The 25,305-nt window shown below is 71.9% G+C and carries 27 protein-coding genes; 10 read left to right on the forward strand and 17 right to left on the reverse strand.

Going from position 1 to position 25,305, the window contains the following annotated elements; translation table 11 throughout:
* Positions 1-150: 150 nt before the first annotated feature.
* Both Hrr1229_RS11995 and Hrr1229_RS12000 read left to right on the forward strand, forming a co-directional pair.
* Positions 151-585: an Htur_1727 family rSAM-partnered candidate RiPP gene (locus Hrr1229_RS11995; RefSeq protein WP_123112676.1), complete on the forward strand. Its 435-nt coding sequence runs from the start codon at positions 151-153 to the stop codon at positions 583-585.
* The gene (locus Hrr1229_RS12000; RefSeq protein ID WP_123112675.1) at positions 582-1,805 is read left to right on the forward strand and encodes a TIGR04347 family pseudo-SAM/SPASM protein; all 1,224 of its coding nucleotides are present in this window, start codon (positions 582-584) and stop codon (positions 1,803-1,805) included. Before Hrr1229_RS11995 ends, Hrr1229_RS12000 begins: the two co-directional genes overlap by 4 nt.
* A 6-nt stretch (positions 1,806-1,811) precedes the next feature.
* Here the strand turns inward: Hrr1229_RS12000 and Hrr1229_RS12005 are convergent, their stop codons facing one another.
* A complete protein-coding gene (locus Hrr1229_RS12005; protein WP_123112674.1) occupies positions 1,812-2,423 on the reverse strand; it encodes a helix-turn-helix domain-containing protein in 612 nt (203 codons plus the stop codon).
* 104 nt (positions 2,424-2,527) lie between these two features.
* Positions 2,528-3,571, reverse strand: a complete 1,044-nt coding sequence (locus tag Hrr1229_RS12010) for a cell division protein FtsA (protein WP_123112673.1) — start codon at positions 3,569-3,571, stop codon at positions 2,528-2,530.
* 134 nt (positions 3,572-3,705) lie between these two features.
* Between Hrr1229_RS12010 and Hrr1229_RS12015 the strand changes: the two genes are divergently transcribed.
* On the forward strand, positions 3,706-4,539 hold the full coding sequence (locus tag Hrr1229_RS12015) for a geranylgeranylglycerol-phosphate geranylgeranyltransferase (protein WP_123114838.1): 834 nt from the start codon (positions 3,706-3,708) through the stop codon (positions 4,537-4,539).
* Positions 4,540-4,645: 106 nt separating this feature from the next.
* Here the strand turns inward: Hrr1229_RS12015 and yciH are convergent, their stop codons facing one another.
* From yciH to Hrr1229_RS12040, 5 genes are all read right to left on the reverse strand, one after another.
* Entirely contained in the window at positions 4,646-4,939 is a 294-nt protein-coding gene (gene yciH, locus Hrr1229_RS12020; protein ID WP_004596695.1) for a stress response translation initiation inhibitor YciH, read from the reverse strand.
* 157 nt (positions 4,940-5,096) lie between these two features.
* Positions 5,097-7,430 carry a transglutaminase domain-containing protein gene (locus tag Hrr1229_RS12025; RefSeq protein WP_123112672.1) on the reverse strand — a complete coding sequence of 778 codons (2,334 nt, stop codon included), beginning with the start codon at positions 7,428-7,430 and terminating at the stop codon, positions 5,097-5,099.
* On the reverse strand, positions 7,427-8,593 hold the full coding sequence (locus Hrr1229_RS12030; protein WP_123112671.1) for a DUF58 domain-containing protein: 1,167 nt from the start codon (positions 8,591-8,593) through the stop codon (positions 7,427-7,429). The genes Hrr1229_RS12025 and Hrr1229_RS12030 overlap by 4 nt, the downstream gene beginning before the upstream one ends.
* Before the next feature lie 6 nt (positions 8,594-8,599).
* Positions 8,600-9,589, reverse strand: coding sequence for an AAA family ATPase (locus tag Hrr1229_RS12035; protein WP_123112670.1), 990 nt, complete (start codon positions 9,587-9,589; stop codon positions 8,600-8,602).
* 309 nt (positions 9,590-9,898) lie between these two features.
* Positions 9,899-11,257 carry a dihydroorotase gene (locus tag Hrr1229_RS12040; protein ID WP_123112669.1) on the reverse strand — a complete coding sequence of 453 codons (1,359 nt, stop codon included), beginning with the start codon at positions 11,255-11,257 and terminating at the stop codon, positions 9,899-9,901.
* An 83-nt stretch (positions 11,258-11,340) separates the two neighbouring features.
* Here Hrr1229_RS12040 and Hrr1229_RS12045 point away from each other — a divergent pair, with 83 nt between their 5' ends.
* From Hrr1229_RS12045 to serS, 3 genes are all read left to right on the forward strand, one after another.
* Complete coding sequence (locus Hrr1229_RS12045; protein WP_123112668.1) at positions 11,341-11,850, forward strand: hypothetical protein; 510 nt, start codon at positions 11,341-11,343, stop codon at positions 11,848-11,850.
* A 56-nt stretch (positions 11,851-11,906) separates the two neighbouring features.
* Positions 11,907-12,146: a hypothetical protein gene (locus tag Hrr1229_RS12050; protein WP_123112667.1), complete on the forward strand. Its 240-nt coding sequence runs from the start codon at positions 11,907-11,909 to the stop codon at positions 12,144-12,146.
* A gap of 146 nt (positions 12,147-12,292) precedes the next feature.
* Positions 12,293-13,663, forward strand: coding sequence for a serine--tRNA ligase (gene serS / locus Hrr1229_RS12055; RefSeq protein ID WP_123112666.1), 1,371 nt, complete (start codon positions 12,293-12,295; stop codon positions 13,661-13,663).
* A gap of 33 nt (positions 13,664-13,696) precedes the next feature.
* Here the strand turns inward: serS and Hrr1229_RS12060 are convergent, their stop codons facing one another.
* The 3 genes from Hrr1229_RS12060 to endA form a co-directional block, all read right to left on the reverse strand.
* A complete protein-coding gene (locus Hrr1229_RS12060) occupies positions 13,697-13,906 on the reverse strand; it encodes a hypothetical protein (RefSeq protein WP_123112665.1) in 210 nt (69 codons plus the stop codon).
* 157 nt (positions 13,907-14,063) lie between these two features.
* Positions 14,064-14,666, reverse strand: coding sequence for a hypothetical protein (locus Hrr1229_RS12065; RefSeq protein ID WP_123112664.1), 603 nt, complete (start codon positions 14,664-14,666; stop codon positions 14,064-14,066).
* Between the two features lie 100 nt (positions 14,667-14,766).
* Positions 14,767-15,963 (reverse strand): tRNA-intron lyase, encoded by a 1,197-nt coding sequence (gene endA, locus Hrr1229_RS12070; RefSeq protein ID WP_123112663.1) that lies wholly within the window; start codon positions 15,961-15,963, stop codon positions 14,767-14,769.
* A 695-nt stretch (positions 15,964-16,658) separates the two neighbouring features.
* On the opposite strand from endA, the gene Hrr1229_RS12075 reads away from it, so the two are divergent.
* Both Hrr1229_RS12075 and Hrr1229_RS12080 read left to right on the forward strand, forming a co-directional pair.
* Positions 16,659-18,935 (forward strand): AAA family ATPase, encoded by a 2,277-nt coding sequence (locus Hrr1229_RS12075; protein ID WP_123112662.1) that lies wholly within the window; start codon positions 16,659-16,661, stop codon positions 18,933-18,935.
* Positions 18,936-18,938: 3 nt separating this feature from the next.
* Complete coding sequence (locus Hrr1229_RS12080) at positions 18,939-19,901, forward strand: rhomboid family intramembrane serine protease (RefSeq protein ID WP_123112661.1); 963 nt, start codon at positions 18,939-18,941, stop codon at positions 19,899-19,901.
* 24 nt (positions 19,902-19,925) lie between these two features.
* On the opposite strand, the gene Hrr1229_RS12085 is transcribed toward Hrr1229_RS12080, so the two are convergent.
* Positions 19,926-20,417 (reverse strand): CopG family ribbon-helix-helix protein, encoded by a 492-nt coding sequence (locus tag Hrr1229_RS12085; RefSeq protein ID WP_123112660.1) that lies wholly within the window; start codon positions 20,415-20,417, stop codon positions 19,926-19,928.
* A 25-nt stretch (positions 20,418-20,442) separates the two neighbouring features.
* Entirely contained in the window at positions 20,443-20,790 is a 348-nt protein-coding gene (locus Hrr1229_RS12090) for a PadR family transcriptional regulator (protein ID WP_123112659.1), read from the reverse strand.
* Positions 20,791-21,018: 228 nt separating this feature from the next.
* Here Hrr1229_RS12090 and Hrr1229_RS18205 point away from each other — a divergent pair, with 228 nt between their 5' ends.
* Positions 21,019-21,147 carry a hypothetical protein gene (locus Hrr1229_RS18205; RefSeq protein ID WP_255212495.1) on the forward strand — a complete coding sequence of 43 codons (129 nt, stop codon included), beginning with the start codon at positions 21,019-21,021 and terminating at the stop codon, positions 21,145-21,147.
* A 24-nt stretch (positions 21,148-21,171) separates the two neighbouring features.
* Here the strand turns inward: Hrr1229_RS18205 and Hrr1229_RS12095 are convergent, their stop codons facing one another.
* Together Hrr1229_RS12095 and lwrS are read right to left on the reverse strand one after the other, a co-directional pair.
* Positions 21,172-21,825 (reverse strand): HAD family hydrolase, encoded by a 654-nt coding sequence (locus Hrr1229_RS12095; RefSeq protein ID WP_123112658.1) that lies wholly within the window; start codon positions 21,823-21,825, stop codon positions 21,172-21,174.
* A 103-nt stretch (positions 21,826-21,928) separates the two neighbouring features.
* Positions 21,929-22,297 (reverse strand): LWR-salt protein, encoded by a 369-nt coding sequence (gene lwrS, locus Hrr1229_RS12100; RefSeq protein WP_123112657.1) that lies wholly within the window; start codon positions 22,295-22,297, stop codon positions 21,929-21,931.
* A gap of 64 nt (positions 22,298-22,361) precedes the next feature.
* Here lwrS and uppS point away from each other — a divergent pair, with 64 nt between their 5' ends.
* Positions 22,362-23,333, forward strand: coding sequence for a polyprenyl diphosphate synthase (uppS, locus tag Hrr1229_RS12105; protein WP_123112656.1), 972 nt, complete (start codon positions 22,362-22,364; stop codon positions 23,331-23,333).
* Here the strand turns inward: uppS and Hrr1229_RS12110 are convergent.
* From Hrr1229_RS12110 to Hrr1229_RS12120, 3 genes are all read right to left on the reverse strand, one after another.
* On the reverse strand, positions 23,330-24,430 hold the full coding sequence (locus Hrr1229_RS12110) for a DUF2891 domain-containing protein (RefSeq protein ID WP_123112655.1): 1,101 nt from the start codon (positions 24,428-24,430) through the stop codon (positions 23,330-23,332). The genes uppS and Hrr1229_RS12110 overlap by 4 nt on opposite strands.
* Positions 24,431-24,509: 79 nt before the next feature.
* Positions 24,510-24,968 carry an NOB1 family endonuclease gene (locus Hrr1229_RS12115; RefSeq protein WP_123112654.1) on the reverse strand — a complete coding sequence of 153 codons (459 nt, stop codon included), beginning with the start codon at positions 24,966-24,968 and terminating at the stop codon, positions 24,510-24,512.
* Positions 24,968-25,213, reverse strand: coding sequence for a PRC-barrel domain-containing protein (locus Hrr1229_RS12120; protein ID WP_123112653.1), 246 nt, complete (start codon positions 25,211-25,213; stop codon positions 24,968-24,970). Before Hrr1229_RS12120 ends, Hrr1229_RS12115 begins: the two co-directional genes overlap by 1 nt.
* Positions 25,214-25,305: the final 92 nt, after the last annotated feature.

Below are 25,305 nucleotides of genomic sequence, written 5' to 3' on the forward strand. Positions count from 1 at the left end.
GTGGGCGTCGCCATCGCGGCTCCGGCCGCGGATCGCGATTTGCTATATCTGCATGCAATTTATCAGCTCGAGATCCGAACGTGTTCGGCTGGATTTCTCCCCCGTGAGAACACGCGAAACCGGGTTCGGTGGGTCGTTCATACACCGGGTATGGTCGAGAAGACGGACCGAACCACCGGATCGGGCGGCCCGCGCTCGGCGGACGGCCGACGCTTCGAGGTGTTCGTCCGCGAGGAGGAGTCGGATCCGCTCCGACACGTCGGCACCGTCGCGGCGCCGACGCCGGACGTCGCTCACGAGGAGGCGAGCAAGCTCTTCGCCTGGTACGCCCGCGACGTGTGGGTCTGCCCCGCCGAGGAGACGCACCGCTACTCCGCCGAGTCGCTGGCGGCCGACGACCGGTCGTCAGGCGGCGAGTCCACCGAGTCCGCCGCCGCCGCGTCGCCCGCCGACGGCGACGACGAACCGCGCGTGTACGAAGAGACCGAGGGGACGCCGACCGTCACCTGCGGCGGTGCGCCGGTCGAGGACGATTCGGAGTCCATCGCGCCCGACGACGCGTCGACTCCGGAGGGCGACCGATGATCTCGGTCAGCAAGCTCCTCTGCGGGCTCGACGCCGAGAGCGACGGGCTGCGGTACGACGCCGCCGCCGACTCGAAGAAGCCGCAGATCACGGACGACAAGCAGCAACGCCCGGTCGTCGTCTGGAACACGACGAAGCGGTGTAACCTCTACTGCGAGCACTGCTACGCCGCGGCCGACAAGGAGGGGGCGCCGAACGAGCTGTCGACGGCGGAGGGGAAGTCGCTCATCGACGACCTCGCCGAGTTCGGCGTGCCGGTCCTCCTCTTTTCCGGCGGGGAGCCGCTCGTCCGCGAGGATCTCGCCGAGCTCGTCTCGTACGCCGACGACGCCGGGATCCGGCCGGTCCTCTCGACGAACGGGACCCTGCTCACCCGGGAGAACGCGCGGGAGCTGAAGGAGGCGGGACTCAAGTACGCCGGCGTCTCGGTGGACGGGCTCCCCGAGCGCAACGACCGGATCCGGGGAGAGGAGGGCGCGTTCGACGCCGCCGTCCGCGGGATCGAGGCGTGCCTCGACGTCGGGCTCAAGACGGGGCTCCGCTACACGATCACCGAGCACAACGTCGACGACCTCGCGGGCGTCGTCGACCTCCTCGTCGACGTCGGCGTCGACCGCTTCTGCTTCTACCACCTCGACTACGGCGGGCGCGGGGCCGAGATCGCCGACGTGGACCTGACCCCCGAGGCGACCCGGCAAGCGGTCGCCGACCTCTGTGACCTCACCCGCGAGTACCACGCGGCGGGCGAGGAGATCGAGACGCTGCTCGTCGGCAACTACGCCGACGCCGGCCACCTCGTGGAGTACGCCGACCGAGAGATCGGGACGGACCGCGCCCGGCTGATCTACGAGCACCTCCGGCGCAACGGCGGCGACCCCACCGGCGAGCGCGTCGCCGACGTCGACCCCGTCGGCAACGTCCACCTCACGCAGTTCTGGCAGGGGTACTCCCCCGGCAACGTCCGGGACCGCTCGTTCGGCGCCATCTGGACCGACGAGTCGAACCCGCTCCTCGACGGGCTCCGGAACCGCGAGGAGCGGCTCACCGGGCGGTGCGCGGACTGCGCGTACAAGGAGATCTGCCGCGGCGGCTCGCGGCTCCGCGCCCTCTCGGCGCACGGCGACCCGTTCGCGCCCGACCCGAAGTGCTACCTCACCGAGACGGAGCGCGACGGCGCGGCCGCGCTGAGCCGGCTCTCCGGCGAATCGCCGGCGGACTGAGTCGGGTCACTCCGCGACGCCCTCGAACACGTCCGTGACGAGCTTCGCCTGCGCGGCCCGGAGCCGCTGTGAGAGCGCCGACTTGCTGATATCGAGCTCGTCGGCGAGCTCGCCGAGCGAGACGTCGCCGTCGTCGTCGAAGTACCCCCGGACGACGGCGAGCTCCATCCCCTCGCGCTGTTTCGGGGTGAGCGCCGAGAGGTCGACGGTCGCCTGCTCGGTCGACTCGGGGCCCGTGACCACGGCGAGCCGGACCAGCCGCACGCGGTCGAGGACGGACCTGAGCGCCGCGACGACCTCGCGGACGGCGGCCCGGTCGTCGACGTACGACGTGACGAGCACCGTCCCCTCGTCGACCCGTCGAACGTGGGGGACGTGGCCGAACTCCTGGAAGACGCGACAGAGGCAGTCTTCGGAAACCTCGCCGCGGTCCCGGCGGATCCCCTCACCGCCGGCCGGGTGGACCTCCACCGTGCATTCGTCGCCGACCGCGTTCACGGTGACCTCGGACGCGCTCTCCGCCTGCGTGACCATCGGGCAGTCCCACTCGTCCGCCGGATCGACTTCGAGGTCGACGCGGAGCTGTCGTTCGCCGCCTTCGCCCTCGAGTTCGACCATGCGGGCGCTCGGTCCGCCGTCGGCTTAGGCGTTCTGCGCGTCCTCACGGATCGAAAAAACGAGTCGGACGCCGGGTCGATCGGGGCCGTTCGGCGGGTTTCGACTCAGTCCTCGGACTCGGGCGCGGCCTCCTCGGCCGCGGGCTCCTCGGCGCTCTCGTCGGCCGCCTCGCCCTCCTCGGAGCGGGCCGCGACCAGGGCGCCGCTGGCGACGCTGTACATCGGCTCCTCGGCCGATCGCACGCCGCTGATCGAGAACGGGATGTTCGCGTCCGAGAGGTGGTCGGCGAACAGGTCCTTGAACCCGTTCGGGCTGGAGGTGCCACCGGTGACGACGACGGGCACGTCGAGGCCTTCCTCGACGTCCTCCTCGTCGACCTCGCGGGTGATGTTCTCGATGACGTAGTCGAGCAGATTCTCGTAGTAGATGGCGAGCGCGCCCTCGACGCCGCCCACGTCGGTGCGGAAGTCGAGCTCGAAGTCGTCCTCCTTGATGCTCGTCACCTTGTCGACCGGGGTGCCGGTCGCCTGCGAGGTCTGCTCGTCGATCCAGTCGCCCCCGCGGGCGATGGAGAACTTCATGACGGGGACCGCGTAGTAGGCGAGACAGACGTTGGTCATCCCAGCGCCGAAGCTGATCCCGAGCCCGGTGAAGTTGTTGTCCGCGAGCTCGGAGTAGATGACCGCCATCCCCTCGTTGATCGGCTCTGGGTCGTACCCCATGTCGCCGAGCATCGACTCCAGCGTCTTCTCGTGGTAGAGCGTCGTGAGCCCGGAGTCGATCGGGTCGGCCGGGCTGGAGTAGAAGAGGCGCTCGTTGGGCTTCGAGGGCTCGCCGACGACCTGCTCGGTGATGAGCTTGATCATCGGGATCGCGGAGGCCTCGTCGCTGGATAAGATCCCGTGCTGCATCGGGCGGCGGGTCTCCTTGTTAAAGATGTTCGCGAAGTTCAGGGCGTCGTCGCCGACGACGTACACCTTGTCGTCCTTGCGGATGTGGAGGACGTCGCTGCGGGAGAGCATCTGCTCGGCCATGTCGCTGTACTCGATCTCGACGAACGAGTTCCGCTGCTGTACGAACACCGTCTCCGCTCCTTCCTGTCGACCGGAGAGGATGTTCATCGTACCGACGTCAAGGCCTTTGGCCATACGCGTTCTTTTATTGCACACGTCATAAACGTTCGTGGCTGATTCCGAGCGGAGAGAATCGCGCGGCGCCGACGGAGCCCTCTCGCTCGAATCCCGGGTCGTTTATGTGGCGCGCCGCGGTGATGCGAGACGACGTGAACGACACAGCGCGCGGGGTCGCGGAGCTGGCGCGGCCGGGGAACTGCGTCGCCGCCGCGGTCCTCACGGGAACGGGCGCGTTCGTCGCCGGCGCCGCGGGCGCCGTCGTCCCCGCGGCGGTCGCGGCCGTCGTCACCGCGTTCGCGGTCGCCGCGGGCAACGCGATCAACGACTACTTCGACCGCGAGATCGACGCCGTCAACCGACCTGACCGCCCGATTCCGCGCGGCGCCGTCTCGGCCCGGGGGGCGCTCGCCGTCGCCGTCGTCTGGTTCCTCGTCGCCGTCGCGTTCGCGGTCCTCCTGCCGCCGCTGGCGATCGGTATCGCCGCCGTCAACCTCGTCGCGCTCGTCACCTACACGACGGTTTTTAAAGGGACGCCCGGGCTCGGCAACGCCCTCGTCTCCTACCTGGTCGGCTCGACGTTCCTGTTCGGCGGCGCCGCGGTCGGCGCCCCCGCGGCGGTCGTCGTCCTCGCGCTGCTGGCCGGGCTCTCGACGTTCACGCGCGAGGTGATCAAAGACGTCGAGGACGTGGCCGGCGACCGCGAGGAGGGGCTCCGCACCCTCCCCATCGCGATCGGCGAGGAGCGCGCGCTGCGGGTGGGGGCCGCCGCGCTCCTCGTCGCCGTCGCGGCCAGCCCGGTCCCGTACCTCCTCGGCACCTTCGGCGGCGTCTACCTCCTCCTCGTCGCCGTCGCCGACGCGGTCATGCTGTACGCCGCCTACGAGAGCTTCGGCGACCCGGCGGCCGCGCAGCGCCGGTTCAAATACGGTACCTTCCTCGCGGCGGTCGCGTTCGTCGTCGGGCGGGCGGCGCTTCTCATTTAAATAAGTGTTCGGAGAACGCCACGGCTCGCGGCGCCGCGGCTCCTCGAACGAGATCGTTCAAAAATCGAATCCGTGGATCGCTCGACGGCGGACGGTCAGGTGGCGGTCACGCGACGTTGAAGCCCTTGTCGCGGAGGAAGTCCTCCACGCGGCCCGAGTGGTTCCCCTGCAGCTCGATGGCGCCGTCCTCGACGGTGCCGCCGCAGGCGAACTTCGACTTGAGATCCGACGAGAGGGAACTCAGGTCGACGTCTTTCGGGTCGAATCCTTCGATGACCGTTACCTCCTTACCGTACCTGCGCTCGTCGATGCGGATGCTGATCTGCTGGGACTCTTTCGCGACGTCCTCGCAGACGCAGAGTTCCTGGGGCAGTCCGCACGTCGAGCAGACTTCCGACATTACGGCCGAACCTACAGGGTGACCGTATTAAATAGTGTCGGGAGTGCGACCGCGGCGGACGCCCGTCGCGGTCGGTTCGTCCGGTCGAGCGACGGCGTGCGCGGGAGTCTCGGGCCGATCCCGTCCGGCACCGGAGCCGCGGGGCGGCGCGAGCGGGTCAGGCGAACAGCCACCCGAGGACCGGCGTCCCCTTCAGCGCCAGCCGACGGACGGTCCGGCGCGCCTCGTCGGCCTCGGCGCGCGTCACCGTCCCGGCGTACGTCGCCCGCTCGTACGCCTCGCCCACGGTCAGCGCACGCTCGTCGAGTCCGCGGAGCCGGAGGGCGTCGAGGTAGGCCCGCGGGGTCTCCCCGGCGCGGCGCTCCCGATAGCGACGGGCCAGCAGATGCTCCAAGTCGGCGAACGCCCGCTTCGCGTCGGCGGTCGGGTCGGCGCGACTCCACGGTGGCCGCACCCGCGGGAGCCGGAGCCGGACGGCGCGGCGTGCCCGCGCCCCGACGCCGAACCGCCGGGCGCCGGTGACGCCGATCACGGCCGCGAACAGCCAGTACGCGACCGCTTCGACCGACGGAAGCGGGGAGTCGTTCCCGCCCGCCCCGGGCTCGCCGGCGACCGCGCCGCGGGTGAGCGCGCCCTGCCCCGGCGCGGCCCCTCTCTCGGCGGCCACGTCGTCCCCCGCCGCGCCGTCGCCGGTCGCCGCCGTCGCGTTGCCGTCGTTCGCTTCCTCGGTCGAGTCCCCCTCGGTCTCGGGGACGATCTCCGGGGTCGCCTCACCGGGTTCGGAGGCCGGCACGTCGACGTCCTCGTCGCCCGCCGCTCGCGCGTCGGCGAGCCGCGCGGTCCGGGCCTCGTCGCGCTCGGCCGCCGGGGTCGGGTCGAACGCGACCCAGCCGTGCTCCGGGAAGTACACCTTCACCCAGGCGTGGGCGTCCTGCCCGCGGACGACGTACTCGTCTTCGCCGACCCGCTCGCCCTCGGAATACCCGGTGACGAACTGCGCCGGGATCCCCTGCGAGCGCAGCATCGCGGCCATCGTCGTCGCGAAGTAGACGCAGTAGCCGGCGTCCATCTCGAAGAGGAACGCGTCGGCCACGTCGCCGTCGGGCTTCCGGACCGTCAGCGAGTACTCGTACTCCGAGCGCAGGTAGCGCTCGATCGCGACCGCCTGATCGTACGGGGTCTCCGCGCCGGCGGCGGCGACGATCTCCTCCGTGCGCTCGCCGACCCGGTCCGGCGTGCTCTCGGGGAGCTGCGTGTACCGTTCCTCGATCGCGCGGTCGTAGTCGGTGCCCGCGTTCCGCAGCTCGGTGGGGGAGGCGGCGGGTACTCGGCTTTCGACCGTGACCGACTCGCCCGCGCCCAGAGGCTCGGCGAGCCGGAGCGTCCCGTGCTCGTCCACCCGAGCCGTCTGCGCCGCGGGCCCTCGCACGTCGACGACCTGCCACGGCGCCGGCAGCGACGGCGACGCCGTCTCAGCGGTGATCGTGGTGTTCACCGCCGTCGCGTCGCCCGGCGGCCCGTCGAGGGGCCCCTCCAGCGGCGACTGCTCGCCCGACCGCACCCAGCCGTCGCCGGTGTAGGTGTCGTACGCGCCGGCGTGCCAGTTCGCCGCGACCGGGCTCTCGATCGTGTAGCGCACCTCGGGCGAGAGCCGCGTCGGGCCGACGACGGCCACCTCGTCGTCCGCGTCGAGCGACGACTCCAGCGTCGGGGTGCCGCGGTCGAGCCCCCACGGTTGGGCCGCGCCGGCCGGCAGGAGAGTGAGCGTCGCGCTCACGAGTATCATCGCCGCCAACACCGCGGCGAGGGTGTCGCCGTGGTCCCGGATCCCGCCCGGCATCGACAGCGTCGAGAGCCCCGCCGCGAGCGCGACGCCGACGACCCCGGCGAGCGTGGCCGTCCCGCCCGCGTCCCCCGTGAGCACGAGGAACCCCAGCGTGCCCCCGGCCACCCCGGCGGCCGAGACGTGTCGCCCGCGGCCGACGAGGTAGCCGACGAGGAACGTCGGGACGGGCGCGATCGCGAGCACCCACACGTCCGCGAGCGCGAGGCGGAGTATCGACAGCCCGGTCAACAGGGAGACCACGTCGACCGCGACCCGACCGACCGAGAACACCGCGCGCCGACTCGCCGGGATCGCGAAGTAGTACCCGGCCAGCGTTGCGGCGAACAGGGCGACCGTCAGCCGGAGCGCGGCCCGCTCGCCGACGTATCGCGCGAGCGCGAAGCCGGCGGCACCGGCGAGCACGACGGCCGCGGCGGTCCGGCCGGTCCCCCCGACCACGTCCGTCGCGGCGAGGAACACGGAGAGGTACGCCGCGGTGACGACGGCGACGCCGACCACCGGCGGGTCGACGACCGCCCGCAGCCACCCGCGAAGGCCGCCGTCGACGGCGGATCTCCCGTCCGCGTCCGACCCGCCTCGGCCGCGGCTCCGGAACGTTCCGCCCCGGTCAGACCCGCCGCGGTCGCCGAGCGACGGCCCTCTCATCGGCCGATCACCTCGTCTCGCTCCCGCGGGACGGACGCCTCGGTGGTCGCCTCGTCGGCAACGTCACTCGCGGCGTCGATGACCGTCTCCCCGACCGCCCCGCCGACTGTCTCTTCGACCGCCCTGCCGACCGTCCCTCCCGCGACGTCGCCGAACGCGACGGCCCGGTCGTCGACGCGGTACCGGGCGCCGCTCTCGTCGGCGACCACGCGGACGTCCGCCTCCTCGACGCCGCCCGATCCGGGACCGGTCCGCGCGGCCAGCTCGAGCACGGCCCGACGCCCCCGACGGCCCGGATCGACCGAGACCTCGCCGCCGGGGAGCGTCAGGTCGACCGGCACGCCGTCGTCCAGCAGCGCGAGCGCGAGGCTGGCGGCCGCGCTCGCGAGCGCGTCGGCGGGCGCTCGGTCGCCGGCGCTCTTCCGCCCGCCCGCGCTCTCCCGTCCGCCGCCGGCCTCGCCGGCGATCGCCACCCGACCCCGCTCCGTCTCCGCGGCGAACGCCTTGACGACGATTTCGTCGTGTTTCGCGGTCGCCGGCCAGTGGACGTCGCGGAGGGGGTCGCCGCGCGCGTACTCGCGCAGGCGGTCGAACTCCTCGCGCCGCCGGCTCGCTCCCACGGCGTCGTCGGCGTACAGCGCTCGCCGGAGCCACGGCGGAATCTCTCGACACGCCGGGTACGCGAGGGCCGTGTCGAACTCCTCGACGACCGTCCGGCGCTCGAAGAGCCCGAACACGTCGCTCGCGGTCACCGTGACGGGGCCGAAGCGCCGCTCGCCCCGGCGCCGGTAGCGGACGCGGTACGTCGCGGGGGCGTCGCCGACGGAGGTGCGGACCGGCCCCGGCGGCCCCTCCAGCCCGTCGTCGAGCCCGTCGTCGACGTCGGCGACGTAGGTCGGCGACACCGCGCCGTTCGTCCCGCGACCGCGGAACGCGAGGCGGACCTCGCCGCCCTCGCCGACGAACCCCTCGGACGGGAGGGTCCGCCTGACCGCGGGCTCGTCTATCCGGGCGAGCTGGACGTACCCCGCCGCGAGCGCGACGGCGCTCGGGAGGACGACCGCCTCCAGCGACCGCCCGCCGGCCGCCAGCGCCATGCCGACGCCGACGACGCAGACCGCGGCGACGACGCGACCGCGACGGGTGAGGGTCGGCGACGTCATGAGCGATCACTCCACGCTCGTCCGGTTCAGCGCGTCCTCGATCACTTGTTCCCCGTCGGTTCCGGAGTCGGAGCGGACGCGGTGCGCGAGCACGGTCGGTGCCTCCGCCTGGACGTCGTCCGGGACCACGTACCCGCGGCCGTCGAGCGCGGCCCGCGCCTGCGCGGCCCGGAGCAGCGCGAGGCTCCCCCGCGGGCTGACGCCGAGCCGGGCGTTCCGCCGCGTGTACGTCGCCAGCCGCGCGATGTACTCCCGGATCGGCTCGGTCGCGTCGACGTCGGCGACCGCCGCCCGGGCGCGCCGCACGTCCTCGATCGAGGCGACCGGTTCGACCGCGTCGACCGGGTGGTCGCCCGCCATCCGCCCGATTATCTCGGCCTCCTCGTCGGTGTCGGGGTAGCCGAGCCGGATCTTCTTCGTGAACCGGTCGACCTCGGCCACCGGGAGCTCGTACGTCTGCCCGGGCTCGACGTCGTTCTGCGTGGCGATCACGCAGAAGGGGTCCGGGAGCGCCCGGGTCTCTCCGTCGGTCGTCACCTGTTCCTCTTCCATCGCCTCGAGCAGGGCCGACTGCGTCTTCGGCGGGGCCCGGTTGATCTCGTCGCCGAGGACGACGTTGGCGAAGACGGGGCCCGGCTGGAACTCGAACTCGTCCGTCCGCCGGTTGAACACGTTGACGCCGGTGACGTCGGCCGGGAGGAGGTCCGGGGTGAACTGGACGCGCTTGAACGAGCCGTCGATCGAGCGCGACACCGCCTTCGCGAGCGTGGTCTTCCCGACCCCCGGCACGTCCTCCACGAGGAGGTGCCCGCGGGCGAGGACCGTGACCACGACGTGTTCGACCGCGGCCCGCTTTCCCACGATCACCTCCTCGACGTTGTCGGCGACGCGTTCGGCGAGCGCGGCGACCTCTTCGGGTGCCATCGGCCGGTGTCCGTCTCCCTTCCCTCCGTCGGCGTCGGCCCCGCCCGGACCGGTCCCCGCGGCGTCGGTCATGTCGGCGCCCGTCTCGCGGCGGTCCGGTCGCTCCGATCGGTCCGACCCGGCCGCGCGGGTCGGCCCGGCGGCGCGACCCGACCCGTCTGTGTGGGCGTCCCACCCCCCGTGACAGAGGTACCCACGATCATCGACATGGCCCCGCTTAGGATAGCAACGGCATATGCGTTCCGCCGAGGTGTCGTCCCCGTACACGTCCGATATCGGCCGCGGTTACGGGCGTCAGCCGTCGTCCGCAGACACGGGCGTCAGCCGTCGTCCGCAGACACGGGCGTCAGTCGCTTCGATCTCTGTCCGGCTCCGCCATCTCTACGACTCCCGGACGTTCCGGCCGACCGGCTCGCCGAACGACTCGGCGCCCGTGACGGGGTCGCGCTCGTAGACGACCTCGCCGCGGACGAGCGTCAGCTCCGGAAAGACGCCCTGTAACCCCTCGAACGGCGTCCAGCCGCAGGCGCTGTGCAGCGCGCCCGCCTCGACCTCGCGCGGGTTCGTCAGGTCGACGAGGACCAGGTCGGCGTCGGTGCCCGCGGCGACTCGCCCCTTCGCGCCGATCCCGAAGATCGACGCGGGGTTGGCGGCGACCACGTCGCGGACGCGCTCCAAGGCGAGATCGCCCTTGCGCACGGACTCTAAGAGGAGCGGGTAGAGGGTCTCCACGCCCGGAACGCCGCTCGGCGCCTCGGCGAGCCCTTGACGCTTCTCGGCGACCGTGTGGGGCGCGTGGTCGGTGGCGACGACGTCGACGTCGCCGTCGCGGAGGCGCTCGAACACCCCGGCGCGGCGCTCCTCTGACCGGAGCGGCGGGTTCATGCGGCCGAACGTGCCGAGCCGGCCGGCGTTCTCGCGCGAGAGGAAGAGGTGGTGCGGGGTGACCTCGCAGGTGGGCGGGGCGACGGAGTCCCCCGACGCGCCCGCCTCCTCCCGGGCCTTTACGACCGCGTCGATCCCCTCGGGCGTCGACGTGTGCGCGATGTGGACCTGCGCGTCGCTCTCGGCGGCGGCGCCGAGGGCGCGCTCGACCGCGGCGACCTCCGCCTCGGCGGTCCGGTAGGCGGACCACGGGTCGGCCGTCGCCGCGGTGCCGGCGCCGCCGAGGTCGCCCTCCAGCGCGCCCTCGTCGAACAGCGTCTCGTCCTCCGCGTGGACCGTGACGGGGACGTCGCGGGCGGCGGCCTCGGCGAGCGCGTCCTCGAACAGGTCGACGGCGATCCCCATGTCGCCGGTCGAGTCCGCGAGGAACACCTCCCCGAGCGCGAACAGGGGCCGCTCGAACAGGCCCTCGGGGTCCCACTCGCCCGTGACGCCGCCGTTGATCCCGTAGTCGACGAGCGACTCGGCCGCGAGCGCTGCCTTCTCGTCGAAGGCGTCGCCGTCGACCGTGGGCGGCGAGGTGTTCGGCTGGTCCACGACCGTCGTCACGCCGCCGGCGGCGGCGCTCCGCGAGCCGGAGGTCCACGTCTCCTTGTGGCTCCCGCCCGGTTCGCGGAAGTGGACGTGCACGTCGACGGCGCCGGGCAGGAGGTGGCGCCCGCGGGCGTCGACGACGCGCTCGCCCGCGTCCGGGTCGAGGCCCGCGCTCGTCGGTTCGACCGCGTCGATGGTCCCGTCTCGGATCCGAACGTCGCGGACTCGCCCGTCGGCCAGCTCCGCGCCCGTGATGAGCATGGGTACGCGCTCGCGGCGCGCCGCTTAAACCGTGTGGTTCGAGTCACCACAAAGCGTTTGACACGTCCGACGAGAGATGGCGTATGGCCCTCGGTCCCGCCAGCGTCGCCGCCCTCCCCGCGGTCGTCGATACGGCGATCGGCTGGCTCTCGCTGATCGCGTTGTTCGCCCTCCCCGGAACGGTCGCCGCCGTGCTCTGGACGCCCTTCCTGATCGCGGCGCGATTCCGGGCGCTGTTCCGCGCTCTCCCGCCGGCGGGGCGGCTCCTCCCCTCGTACGTCGGCGTCGCGCTCGCGCTCTCGGTCCCGTACCTCGCCGGCGTCGCCCTCACCGTCGCGCTCGTCGACTCGGCCGGTCCCGGCTGGAGCGAGGGGTTCCTCGACACCGCGCTGTTCGGCGGGGTCCTCGTGGGATTCGTCGCCCCGGCGGTCGCCGCGGCCGGGCTCCCGCGGCTCGGCGTCGACTGGGACCCGACGGGCTACGGCGCCTCGACGTGGGCCGTCCTCGTCGCCGCCGGGCTGTGGTACGCGGTCGTCGCCGCGGTGCCGCTGGTCGCGCTCGCGGTCGGGATGGCGCTGCCGGGCGGGTACTGACGGCGCGTCCGTCGACACCGTAAGATTTTGTTGAGTCGCGTCGCCATCGCTCGGACATGTTCCCCGCACCCTTCCGACTGTTCTTCGTCGCCGTCCCCCTCCTCGTCGCCGCGGGCGCGCTGGCGATGGCGGCGTTCCCCCGACGCATGACCTCCTGGCAGACGCGCTCGCCGGACGGTTCGACGCAGCGGATCGAGCCGAGCGACACGCGGATCCTGATGATGCGGATCATGGGCGTTGTCGTCGCCGGACTCGCGCTCCTCATGGTGGTCGCGAACTTCGCGTTCATCCCCTGAGACGGCGATCCGGCCGTTCGCTCTCGTGAGTTCCGCCCTCGGGATTTTTAGGTTAGACCGCCCCCGCCGAGCCCGCCCTGCGATCCGTGCCAACTGATACCGACGCTCCGATACGGTTTTGAGTCGCCCCGCGGAATCCCCGATAAATGCTGTCTCGACAGTTCGTCCGGGAGAACCCCGAGGTCGTCCGCGAGGCGCTCGCCAACAAGGGCGTCGACGTGGACTTCGACCGGATACTCGACGTCGACGAGGAGTGGCGGGAGCTGAAGAGCCGCGGGGACGACCTGCGCCACGAACGCAACGAGGTCTCCTCGGAGATCGGCGAGCTCAAAGGGGCCGGCAAGGAGGAGGCGGCCCAAGAGGCGATCGAACGCTCCCAAGAGCTCAAGTCGGAGCTCCAAGGGGTCGAGGAGCGCGCCGACGAGCTTGAGGCCGAACTGGAGGCGTCGCTGCTCGAGCTCCCCCAGATCCCGCAGGAGTCGGTGCCGGTCGGCGCCGACGAGTCGGAGAACGTCGAGCGGCGCCGCGAGGGGTTCGACGACCTCCGCGAGCTCCCGGCCGACGTGGAGCCCCACTACGACCTTGGCGAGGACCTCGAGATCCTCGACTTCGAGCGCGGCGCGAAGGTCGCCGGCGGCGGCTTCTACGTCGCGAAGGGCGACGGCGCCCGGTTAGAGCACGCGCTGATCCAGTTCATGCTCGACGTCCACCGCGAGCAGGGGTACACGGACGTGTTCCCGCCGATCCCCGTCAACTCGGCGTCGATGCGCGGTACCGGACAGCTCCCGAAGTTCACCGAGGACGCCTACCGGGTCGAGGGGACGAACGAGGACGAGTACGACGACGACGACCTCTGGCTGCTCCCGACCGCGGAGGTGCCCGTGACGAACCTCCACCGCGACGAGATCCTGCTCGGCGAGGACCTCCCGCTCAAGTATCAGGCGTACACGCCGAACTTCCGGCAGGAGGCGGGCGAGCACGGCACCGAGACGCGCGGGATCGTCCGCGTCCACCAGTTCAACAAGGTGGAGATGGTGAACTTCGTCCGGCCCGAGGAGAGCGACGAGCGCTTCGACGGGCTCGTCGACGAGGCCGAGGAGGTGCTGCGCCGCCTCGAGCTCCCCTACCGCATCCTGGAGATGTGCACCGGCGACCTCGGGTTCACGCAGGCGAAGAAGTACGACATCGAGGTGTGGGCCCCCGCCGACGACATGGACGAGGGACCCGACCGCGGCGGCCGCTGGCTGGAGGTCTCCTCGGTCTCCAACTTCGAGGACTTCCAGGCGCGCCGCGCGCAGATTCGGTACCGCGAGGAGCACCACGAGTCGGCCGATTACCTCCACACCCTGAACGGCTCCGGGCTCGCGGTCCCGCGGATCGTCGTCGCGATCCTGGAGTACTACCAGAACGACGACGGCACCGTCACCGTCCCCGAGGCGCTCCGCCCGTACATGGGCGGCACCGAGGTCATCGAGGGCCACGACGCCGTCGGCGAGACGAAGCTGGGCGGGGAGTAAGCAACCCGAGGCCCTCCGGTCGCTCGGGGCGGGTCACTCCTCCTGGGGAGGGACGCCCAGCTCCCCGTTCCACGCGTAGAACCCGATCAGGGCGGCCGCCATCACGAACCCGGTCGCCACGCCGAGCGGGACGCTTCCCTCGGCCAAGTACGAGAAAATCGCGAAGACCGTACAGAACGCCGCGACGTAGACGATCGACTGACGGAGGGCGATGGACCGATCGAACGCCTCGGGCAGCTGCATGGGGTCACGCTCGGGGCATCCGAGTATAGCTCTTTCCTCTTCCGAAGGCGCCGCACGGGACCACGTCGGCACCGGTTCGGCGCTCGCGCGACGGGGCGAGGGGACGGAGCGAGGTGCGAGGGACGAGGGGACGGAGCGAGGAGACGGGGCGGGGTCGCTACTGGTTCTCCAAGGCGTCGAGGATGCACGCGGCGGCGACCACCGCCTCTTTCGGCACGTCGCTCGCGTCGTCGATGGTGACCGTGTAGGCGTCGCGCAGCGAGAACTTCCCCTCGATATCGCCGACGTGGCCGCCGTCGGCGTCGAATATCTCGTACTTGTTCGGGACGAGGTTCGCGACGGAGATCAGGTGCCGGAGCCCCGCCATCAGCTTGCTCTTCGACTTGATGGTCGCCAGCGCCTCCCCCGTCTCCGGGTCGCGGATCGTCCAGTTCTCGACGAACAGCGAGTAGTCCTCGTCGAGGACGACGACCTCCTCGCCGGTGCCCGAATCGACGATGGCGTAGTTCCCGCCGATGTCGATGACGCCGCCCGCCTTCACCGAAAAGGCGTCGTCGCCGTCGCCGGTGACGAACGGGAACTCCTCTTTCAGCTTGAACATCTTCTGTTTCCCGCGCAAGACGACGTTTCCGGCGCCGTCGCGGACGGTGTACTTGTTCCGGATCGCCGACTGTTTGACCTCGTAGCGGTCGTCGTCGAGGTCGACCGTGGAGATGTCGTAGGCGTCCGAGTCGGAGGGGAACACGGAGTGCTCGCTCATGGGCAGCAAGAGAACCAGGCGTCTGAAAACGGTTCCGCTCGTCTCGCCGGGGCGGCGGGTGGCCCCGCCGGCGCCCGTCGGGGCGTCGGCCGCTCGCGCGTCAGGGCGTCAACCGCGTGATCGAGAGCCATTCGACGTCGGCGTCGCGGACCGCGTCGTCGGCGTTTCCGAGGCCGTCACCGCCGTCGTCCCCGACCGCCGTCAGCGCGAACACCATCTCCTTGCGGACGCCGCCCGCGAGCCGCACGTCGAGCGACAGCTCGCGGGGCGAGAAGCGGTGGTCGGCGTCGACGACGCGCACGAGGTGCTCGGAGTGCGGCAGGTCCTCGACCGTCTCCACGTCGAGGTACGTCCGGAAGTCGGCGCCGAACTTGAAGCCGGTCTTCGGGACGGCGTCGGCCGCGCGGAGGCGTTTATAAACCGCGAGCCGGCGGTCGAAGCGCTCGCCCTCCACGTCGCGGCCGCGGGCGACGACCGCGGCGGCGGGGCCGTCGGGCTCCGCGGCGGGGCCGTCTCGCTCCGCGTCGGCCTCACTGGAGGCCCCGCCCGCCGTCCCGACCGACGCCGACAGCGAGAGGACCCCATCGGCCGCGAGCGACGCGGCCTCGACGAGGGAGAGCTGGAGCGCCCCCTCGACGGCGGCCGCGCGGCCGGTGAGCGGCTGGCCGTAGAAGCCGCGCTCGTAGAGGGCCTCGGGGGCGTCCCAGACGACGACGCGGTCGGAGAGGAGCACCCCGTCGAGCCGGTCCGGGGGGTCGTAGTCGGTCGCGCCCTCGATTCGCCCCTCGGTCGCCGCGAAGTACGTGATGTCGGACTCCTCGTCGACGACCGCGAGGGTGCGCCCGGCGAGCCCGTCCGCGGGGAGCGACTCGCGCTCGCCGACGACCTGCACGGGGTACTTCACGTCGCCCGTGTCGGGCGTCGAGCCGCGCTCGTAGGCGACGAAGTCGACCGCGTCGGCGACGCCGACGCTCCCGCCGGGCCACGGCTCGCGGGCGGGCGAGAGGTAGAAGCCACGGTCGCGGAGGTCGGAGTAGACGAGGTACCGCACCGCGAACCGGTCGGCCGCCGCCGCGCTCTCGACGAAGAACCGCTCGAAGCCGACGGGGTCGGCGTCGGGGGCGAGGGCGACGCCGGAGAGGTCGCCGCGGAAGAGGAGGTGGGCCGCCTCGACGCGCGAGAGCGCGATCTCGTTCCCGTCGAGCGGGCGCCCGTACCCCCGGGAGTCGTAGAAGCGCTGGCGGGCGTCGCCGGCGACGCGGACCGCGTCGCCGCGCAGGTGCCCTGTCGGTTGCATACTCCAAGGCGGGCCCGGGCGGGGTAAGGGGGTTGCGGTCGGTACTCGTGCGATTCCGGAGCCTCTGGTCGGGAGAGCAATATTTTATAAGTGAATCTGGATGTTGCGGTCGAGTATTTATAAACGATCGACGACGCTGCGACGAACGGCTTCAGAACCCCAGCCGCTCGCTTATAAATAGCTGCCGGTGATGCGGGGAACACCTCCAAAGCCCCAGCCGCGAGGGCGGCGCACACTCGCTGCGCTCCTCGGTCGCACACTCGCTGCGCTCCTCGGTCGCTCACTCCGTTCGCTCCCTGCGGTGTCGCCGGCGGCTTCGCCGCCGGCTGCCCGTGGCGCGTAGCGCCACGCTGCTTACGTCGTCTGCGCCGCCCTCGCGGCTGCCCCTTTGAGTCCCCACCCACCGCACAGCACCGCAGCCTCACACCTCCCCAGCCTCGTCGCCGGACTACGTCCGGCTGCAAGCGAGAGCTTCGCTCTCGCCCTGTCAGTCGCCTCCGCTTCGCTCCGGCGACTGACTCCCTCGCGCGTGCGACTCGCGGCCCTAGGGGCCGCTCGCCGGCACGCGCCACCGCGGCCGTTATTTATAAACAATCGTCGCTATCGCTCCGACCGTTTGTACCACATCCACGCTCATGAATCGGCTCCCGACGGCGCCGGACAAGGGTAAAGGGTCATCGGCGAGAACGATGGGTATGAACGACACCGCAGGCCTCCGGCTCACGGTGCGTGCCGCCGAGAAGCGGGACGCGGGCCGGGGGATCGCCAGGCTCCCCGAATCCGCCCGGAAGCGGCTCGGCCTCCTCAGCGGCGACACCGTCGAGGTCCGCGGCGAGCGCGCCGCCGTCGCGAAGGTGTGGCCCGGCGGCGCCGACGCGACCGACGGCTCGGTCCTCATCGACGCCGACACCCGCGCGAACGCCGGCGTGAAGGTCGGCGACACGGTCACCGTCGCGCCCGTCACCGTCGAGGACGCCGTCCGCGTCGCGCTCGCCGCGCCCGCTCGCCTCGCCGACGTCGACGTGAGCCGGGAGGTGGTCGAGCGCGCGCTCGCCCGCGACCTCCGCGACCGCCCCGTCACCGAGGGCGAGGCGGTCCACGTCGAGCGGCTCGGCGGGCTCCGGTTCGTCGTCGCCGAGACGGCCCCGGCGGGCACGGTCCGCGTGACGAACCGGACCGACGTGTCGGTGACGTACGGGGACGGCGGAGGCGCCGGCGGTGAGGGCGTCAAGGGCGACGACGCGGGGAGCGACGCGGGCGCGGACGGCGCCGGTCGGGGCACGCCCGACGCGTCGGCCGGCGACCGCGCCGCTCCGACCGCGCCGCCCGGGACCGACGCCCGCCCGAAGGGCGACGGGACCGCGCCCCCGGAGGAGCACACGGCTGGCGCCACCTACGAGGACATCGGCGGGCTCGACGAGGAGCTGGAGCTGGTGCGCGAGACGATCGAGCTCCCGCTCTCCGAGCCCGAGGTGTTCACCCGGCTCGGCGTCGACCCGCCGAAGGGGGTCCTGCTCCACGGCCCGCCGGGCACCGGGAAGACGCTGATCGCCCGCGCCGTCGCCAACGAGGTGGACGCCGAGTTCATCACCGTCGACGGCCCGGAGATCATGTCGAAATATAAGGGGGAAAGCGAGGAGAAACTCCGCGAGAAGTTCAACGAAGCCCGCGAGGCCTCGCCCTCTATCATCTTCTTCGACGAGATCGACTCGATCGCCGGCAAGCGGGACGACGGCGGCGACGTGGAGAACCGGGTCGTCGGCCAGCTGCTCTCGCTGATGGACGGGCTCGACGCCCGCGGTGACGTGATCGTCATCGGCGCGACGAACCGGGTCGACACCCTCGACCCCGCGCTCAGGCGCGGCGGGCGCTTCGACCGCGAGATCGAGATCGGCGTCCCCGGCGAGGCGGGTCGCCGCCAGATCCTCGACGTCCACACGCGTCGGATGCCCCTCGCCGACGACGTCGACCTCGACCGGATCGCGAGCCGGACGCACGGCTTCGTCGGCGCCGACATCGAGGGGCTCACGCAGGAGGCGGCGATGACGGCGCTGCGGCGCGCCCGCGAGTCCGACAGCCGGGCCCTCGACGAGGTGACCGTCTCGAAGGCCGACTTCGAGGCCGCCCACGCGAACGTCGAGCCGAGCGCGATGCGGGAGTACGTCGCCGAGCAGCCGGCCACCGACTTCACCGACGTCGGGGGGCTGCCGGAGGCCAAAGAGAAGTTAGAGCGCGCCGTCACGTGGCCGCTGACCTACGGCCCGCTGTTCGAGGCCGCCGACGCCGACCCGCCGACGGGGGTCCTGCTGCACGGTCCGCCGGGAACCGGGAAGACGCTGCTCGCGCGGGCGATCGCGGGCGAGAGCGGCGTCAACTTCATTCAGGTCGCCGGCCCGGAGCTGCTCGACCGCTACGTGGGCGAGTCGGAGAAGGCGGTCCGGGACCTGTTCGACCGCGCGCGGCAGGCGGCGCCCGCGATCGTCTTCTTCGACGAGATCGACGCCATCGCGGCCGACCGCGACGGCGCGGGCGGGGACGGCTCGGGCGTCGGCGAGCGCGTCGTCTCTCAGCTCCTGACGGAGCTGGACCGCGCCAGCGACAACCCGAACCTCGTCGTGCTCGCGGCGACGAACCGGCGGAACGCGCTCGACCCCGCCCTGCTCCGACCGGGTCGCTTGGAGACGCACATCGAGGTGCCCGAGCCCGACCGCGAGGCGCGCCGGAAGATCCTCGACGTCCACACCCGCGAGAAACCCCTCGTCGAGGGCGTGGACCTGGACCACCTCGCCGACGAGACGGAGGGGTACTCCGGCGCGGAGATCGCCTCGCTGTGCCGGGAGGCCGCCCTCGTCGCCATCGAGCGCGTCGCCGACGAGCACGGCGCGGCCGCGAACGACCACGCCGACGAGATCGGCATCACGAGCGACGACTTCGCGGCCGCGCTGGAGACGGTGCGGCCGGCGACCCCCTGAGCGATGGGCGGCGAGGGGGACCCGCGTGACGGCGACGGGCCGCCGAGCGGGGATCGCGCTGACGCCGACACGCCCACCCTCCGCGGCCTCCTCGCCAGCGTCCGCGCGGCCGTCCGGTCGAGCCCGCCGAGGGACCTCTTCCTGATCGCCGTCCCCATCCCGGCGCTGCTCGTCGCCGTGAGCCTCACGCCGGGGACCGACGCCTGGCACCTCTCGCTCGCGACCGGCGGAGTCTTCGAGAGCCGGTGGGCGCTGTGGACCGCGTTCGCGTCGAGCTTCGTCCACGCGACCCCGGCGCACCTCCTCGACAACCTCGTCAACTACTGGCTGCTCGTCGCGGTCGCGTACCCCCTCTCGGTCGTCGCGGGCTGGCGCGACCGGCTGCTCGGCGCGACCGCGATTTACCTCGCCGTCGTCCCGCTCGCGTCGGCGTGGGCGACCATCGTCGCGCTCGGCGGGCTGACGAACGCGCCGACCGCCGGCTTCTCGGACGTGAACAGCGCGCTCCTCGGCTACCTGGTCGTCGTCTGGTTCGCCGCGCTGGCGACGGAGGCCGGGGCGGATGGAGAGCGCGGCGAGGGCAGGAACGACGGGGACGCCGAACCGACGGTCGGCGTCGACGCCCGCTGGTCGGTCGTGGCCGCGCTCGGCTCGCTCGCGCTCGCGTACCTCGCGCCGAGCGGCGTCGGCTACTTCCCGTCGCTGCCGGCGGTCGGGTCCCTGTTCGCGCTCTGCGCGGCCCTCGTCGCCGTCGGGCTCTACGCCGGCGTCGGCAGCCCGCGGGTGGTCGGGCTCGACCTGGCCCCGGAACGAGAGCTGCTGTACGTCACCGGCGCGAGCGTCGCCGTCGCCGGGGTGATCGGGTCGCTGGTGGTCGTCCCGTTCGGCAGCAACGTGTTCGCGCACCTCGCCGGCTACGTCGTCGGCGTCGCGGTCCCGCTCGTCGGCGTCGTGCTCGACGGGTGAGTCGCGGCGGCGTCGTCCCTCCGGCTACTCGTCGCCGTGACCGCGTCCCGACCCCTCCCCGTGTGCGCGCCCGTCGCTGTCGGGCGTCGCCTTCGCGACCGTGTCGGCGCCGAACTCGTCGACGGGGATCACGCTGTAGTCGACGGTGAGCGTGTCCTTCGTCGCCCGGACCTTCCCGACGAACGCCGAGATGTCCGCCAGCCGCCCCTCCAGCACGAACAGCTCCATGCAGTAGCGGGAGCCGACGTGGTTGTGGAAGTTGGAGGCGACGAGCCCCTCGTGCTCGTGTCGGAGCCGCATCATCCGCTCCTCGACGCTCGTGGTTTCGTAATCGAACAACACCGTCACCACCGCCATCAGCGCTCTGTCCTCCAGTTTCGCGTCCTCGAACTCGCCGAGGAGGTTCCGCGAGGCCTCGCGGACGACCTCGCTGCGACCGGTGTAGCCGTGCTCGTCCGCGAAGCCGTCGATCCGTTCCAGTAACTCCTCCGGCATGGAGACGCTGACGACTGTCATATAATAAACCACACCGCCTGTGTTGTTAATCCTTGAGGTCCGAGCCCTCGGTCGAGGCCGAGACGTCGGTCGCCTCCGCCCCCTCAATCGATGCCGCGGCGCCGACGCGTTCGGAGAGCCACGCGTAGTGGTCGAGGAGGGCGCGCTCGCCGGCGTCGGTGAGCGCGTACACGTCGGCGATCCCCTCGGTCCGGCGGTCGAGGAACCCCGACTCGACCAGCGACCGGAGCGTCGCGTAGAAGGAGCCGGGGTCGATGCGCTCGTCGTAGTGCGACTCCAGCCGGTTTTTCAGCGACTGCGCCCGCAGCTCGCCGGCCTCGTACAGCAGCGCGCACAGGTCGCGCCGGCGACCGCTGTGGAACCACTTCGTCATGGGCCGGCTAGCGCGCGCCGACTCACGACCGTTTCGGTCGCGGACGGCCGGCCCGTCGCGGGGTCAGACACAGCGAAAGATCTGAAGTGGTGATTCAAACGTATTACGAGAAATACAAGACGAATACTCACTCTTGAGAAGAATACTGATAATTCTTTTTCTTATTATGCACACTAGTGTGTATTCACGGAAGTTATTTATCAGTCGGCGGTGGTCTGTCGATAGACGATGTCCCTCGAACGCCTGATCTGTCGCCACCAGTACGAGCGCCGAGCGGTGGTTATCGACCCGGACGAGGTCGTGGAGTCGTGCACGAAGTGCGGGAAGGAACGCATTCGGCGGGACACCGGCGTCTGAGTCGGCGCTCGACCGTGGCGTCGCTCACGTCGGGTCGACCAGCTCGTCGAGCCGGTCGACGCGCCGGTCGCCGAGCACGCACCGCCCGCGGTCCTCGTGGCCGACCCGCTCGACGTGGACCGCGTCGAGTCCGGCGTTCCACGCCGCGCCCACGTCGCTCTCGCCGTCGCCGGCGTAGTAGCCGCGGTCCGCCCGCGGGTCGACGCCGAGCTCGCGCATCGCCAGCTCGATCGGCCCGGGGTCCGGCTTCCACCCCGTCTCGTCGGTACAGCAGATCACCGCGTCGAACCGCCCGTCGAGGGCCACGCGGTCGAGGACGGGCTCGGCGAGGAACCGCTGGCAGTGGGTGACGAGGCCGGTCGGTCCGCCGGCCTCGTCGACGCGGTCGAGCAGTCGGGCGGCGTCGTCGTGGAGGTACGTCGCCTCCGCGCGGGCGACGGGGTCTTCGACCGCGTGGAACGCCGGCCAGAAGGCCTCCGGGTCGACGCCGATCTCGCGGAGGGTGTCCCCGCGGGGACCGCCCAGCCCGTGCCAGAGGACGTGCGCCTCCCGGTCGGAGAAGCGCCGTCCGAGCCGGTCGCCGACGCGGTCGAACACCGCGCGGGTGTACGACCACTCCGCGTCGACGAGGGTGCCGTCGAGGTCGAACAGGTGGAAGTCGTAGTCGGCGACGGCCATGGACGCTGCAGTAGGCCCTCAATTTATAAGTGCGTTGTGAACTTTATAAGACATTCTCGGCTCGTGAGGGGGTCCCGTCGCGCGTGAGCCCCGTCGAACGGGCTCACTCCTCTCGGACGTGGACCGACGACCCGAGGTACTTGCGAAGGACCTCGTCGACGGAATCGGCGTTGAACCGGCCGAGGTCCTCGGCGATCGCCGCGCGCAACGCGTCGAGGTACTCGCGGTCGGTCCGGAGCTCCCGGAACTCGACATCGACGACCTCGACGCCGAGGCGGTCGCTCGCGAGGGTCCGGAACGACGGTTCGTCGCCGATCTCGCCGCGCCAGAGCCGGTCGCGGAAGAACAGCCAGCCGTCGGTGCCCGGGTCGCTCGCGGGGACTTCCATCGTCGTCTCGAACCGCTCGGGATCGACCGTCGCCCCGTCCGGATCGAGTCGGAACGCGACGGCGAAGACGTAGGCGGCGTCCATCGGTCGCGATCTGCGGGAGCGGAGGGTAAAAGTACATATCCCTCCGTCGTGTCGGTCCCGATGTATGTTGCACCGCCTCCGCGACCTCGGCGAGCGCGCCTACCGCCGCCACCTCCGCCGCGAGATCGAGGACGTGCCGGCCCACGTCGCGATCATTCAGGACGGGAACCGGCGGTACGCCCGCGAGCGCGGGGACGACGCCCCCGACGGCCACCGTGCCGGCGCCGACACCACGGAGCGCGTGCTCGACTGGTGCGCGGACCTCGGCGTCGCGGAGCTGACGCTGTACGCCTTCTCCACCGAGAACTTCGAGCGTCCCGACGAGGAGCTGGCGCCCCTCTTCGACCTGCTGGAGCGCAAGCTCCGGGAGTTCGCCGACGCCGACCGCGTCCACGAGCAGGGGGTGCGCGTCCGGGCGATCGGCGACATCGAGCGGCTCCCGCCCCGCGTCCGCGACGCCGTCGACTACGCCGAGCGCCGCACCGCGGAGAACGACCGGTTCACGCTGAACGTCGCCTTGGCGTACGGCGGCCGGACCGAGCTGCTCGACGCCGCCCGGACCATCGCCGCCGACGTCGACGCCGGCGACCTCGACCCCGCCGACGTCGACGTCGAGACCGTCGAGGACCGGCTGTACGACCGGCCGGTCCGCGACGTCGATCTCATCGTCCGGACCGGCGGCGACGAGCGCACCTCGAACTTCCTCCCGTGGCACGCGAACGGTAACGAGGCCGCCGTCTACTTCTGTGCGCCCTACTGGCCGGAGTTCTCGCAGCGGGAGTTCCTCCGCGCCATCCGCACCTACCAGTCCCGCGAGGAGTCGTGGCAGCGCGCCCGCGCTGAGCGGGCCGCCGCGCTCGTCCGGGCGGTGGCCGAGGTGGAGATCGCCGAGGCCCGGGCCGTCGCCGGGCGACTCCGCGAGCGCGTCCCGCGGCTCGACGGCAGCGATATCTCTGACGACGCGCTCGGGATCGGCGACGGCGACGCGGTCGGGCCGGTCGACGACGAACCGCGGGAGTCGAAGAGCGCGAACTAACCGCCGCCCGGCGCGATTCCGCCCTCGGCCCGCGTCAGCAGATACAGCGCGAACGAGGAGAGCCAGTGCGAGCCCGCGTAGTCGTCGGTGAGCACGTCCGCGGCCCCCGCCTCGGCGTGGCGGCGCGCCGCGGCGTCGAGCGGCTCGCGGAGCCGGGCCGCCGCCGCCCCGTCCCGCTCCGCCAGCGCGTCGGCCAGCCCCGCGAGACACCACGCGCGGGAGACGTTGAGCCCGATCAGGTGCATCGCGGCGCCGTCGGCGTCGTCCGGCTCGACGTCGACGGGCTCCAGCAGCGCGTCGTGCGGCGGCGCGGCGAGGTCGGGGAGGAACCCGTCGAGCCACGCCGCGAACGCGCCGGGGTCGAGGACGCGGCGCATGAGGTCCGCCTCGGCCAGCGCGGGCGAGAGGAAGTCCCAGCCGAGTGGCTCCGCGCCGACGACGGCAGCGGTGTCGTCCGCGTAGAGCCGGCGGGCCGTCGTCACGGTCTCCGCTTCGAGGTCGTCGTCGTCGACGACCCGCGCGTAGTCGAGGACCCCCGCGAGCGCGAAGGCGGTGTTGCCGTGGGTGCCGACCCGGTGGGGGCGGTCGACGTCGAGGACCGACTCGCGGGTCCCCCGTCGGACCCGCTCCTCGAGGGGACGGAGCGCCTCGCTCCACGCGTCGGCGCGCGGGTCGTCCCACAGGCGAAGCTCTGCGGCGAGCCGCAGCAGCCACGACCAGCCGTACGGCTCCTCGAAGCCGGGGTTTTCGTCGAGGTACTCTACTTCGCTCGCGACGTTCTCCGGGGTCAGCCGCTCGTCGACGCGCTCCGCGATTGCGGCCTCGTCCGGGTGGTCCGGGACGAGCCGCAGCGCGCGCACGAGCGCCCAGTGGCTGTGAACCGCCGAGTGCCAGTCGAAACAGCCGTAGAAGACCGGATGCTTCTCCGACGGCCGCGACGGCGCGTCGGCCCCCTCCACCGTCCCCTGGTAGTGCGGGTACTCGGTCTCGATCCCGTCGAGGGGGTGCGCGGCGAGCGCCGTCGCGACCGCGTCGTCTATCGCGTCCGCCCGCCCGGCCCGGAGCGCGTCCGGCGAGACGTTCTCGAAGGCGTCCATGGCCGTGAGTCAGCGGGGCGCCTGTTCAATCGGTCGGTCGCGTGAGGGGCACTGGCACGGCCCGCTCACTCCGGGCCGCTCACGCCGGGTTCTTCCGCGTCAGGTCGCTGCCGCAGATCGGGCACCGCTCCTTGTTCTCGTCGAACGTGCGGTTGCAGCCGACGCACTGGAAGCGCCACTCGCGCTCCTCCGAGATCCCGTCCCGCGCGATGGGCTCGACGTCCAGCTCGAGCCGCTCGGCGACGTTCTGCATCGCGTAGTCGTCGGTGACCAGCGTCGCGCTCAGCTCGAGCGCGGTCGCGATCAGCCGCGTGTCGGTGTCGGACAGCTCCGCGTCGTCGCCGGACCCGCGGGCCGCGCGCCGGACGTTGTCGATGACCTCCGGGGCCGGGACGTGGATCGTCATCCCGGATCCCTCCATCGCGTCGAAGCGGAGCGCCCCCTCGCCGGTGAGCTCCTCGTGCACTTCGGGCACCGAGACGACGTCGTCGTCGGTGGTGTACTCGTGGATGAACGCCGAGGTGTCGAGGACTTCCATCAGCGGGCGACGACGATGTAGTCTTTCACCGCCTGCACGTTCCCGACCGGCACCTTGAGCCGGCCCATCTCGTCGACGTCGAAGCCGGATCGCTCGGGGCTGAGGTGCTCGTGCGGGCTCACGAGCAGGTCGTTCAGCTCGCCCGACTTCAGGTCCATCGTGATGTTGTACAGGTCGCCGAGCTCAGTGCCGTCCGAGCTCATCACCGCCTTCCCGGAGAGGTTCTCCGCGAGGATGTCTACCATGTGCGCATCGTCCGGGGCAACGGTCTTAAACGCCACGGGGGCGTCCGACGGGCGACCGACGCCGACCCGGCCGAGCCCGACGACGGACGGGC

Origin of the sequence: Halorubrum sp. CBA1229 (assembly GCF_003721435.2) — an archaeon.
Lineage (GTDB): Archaea > Halobacteriota > Halobacteria > Halobacteriales > Haloferacaceae > Halorubrum.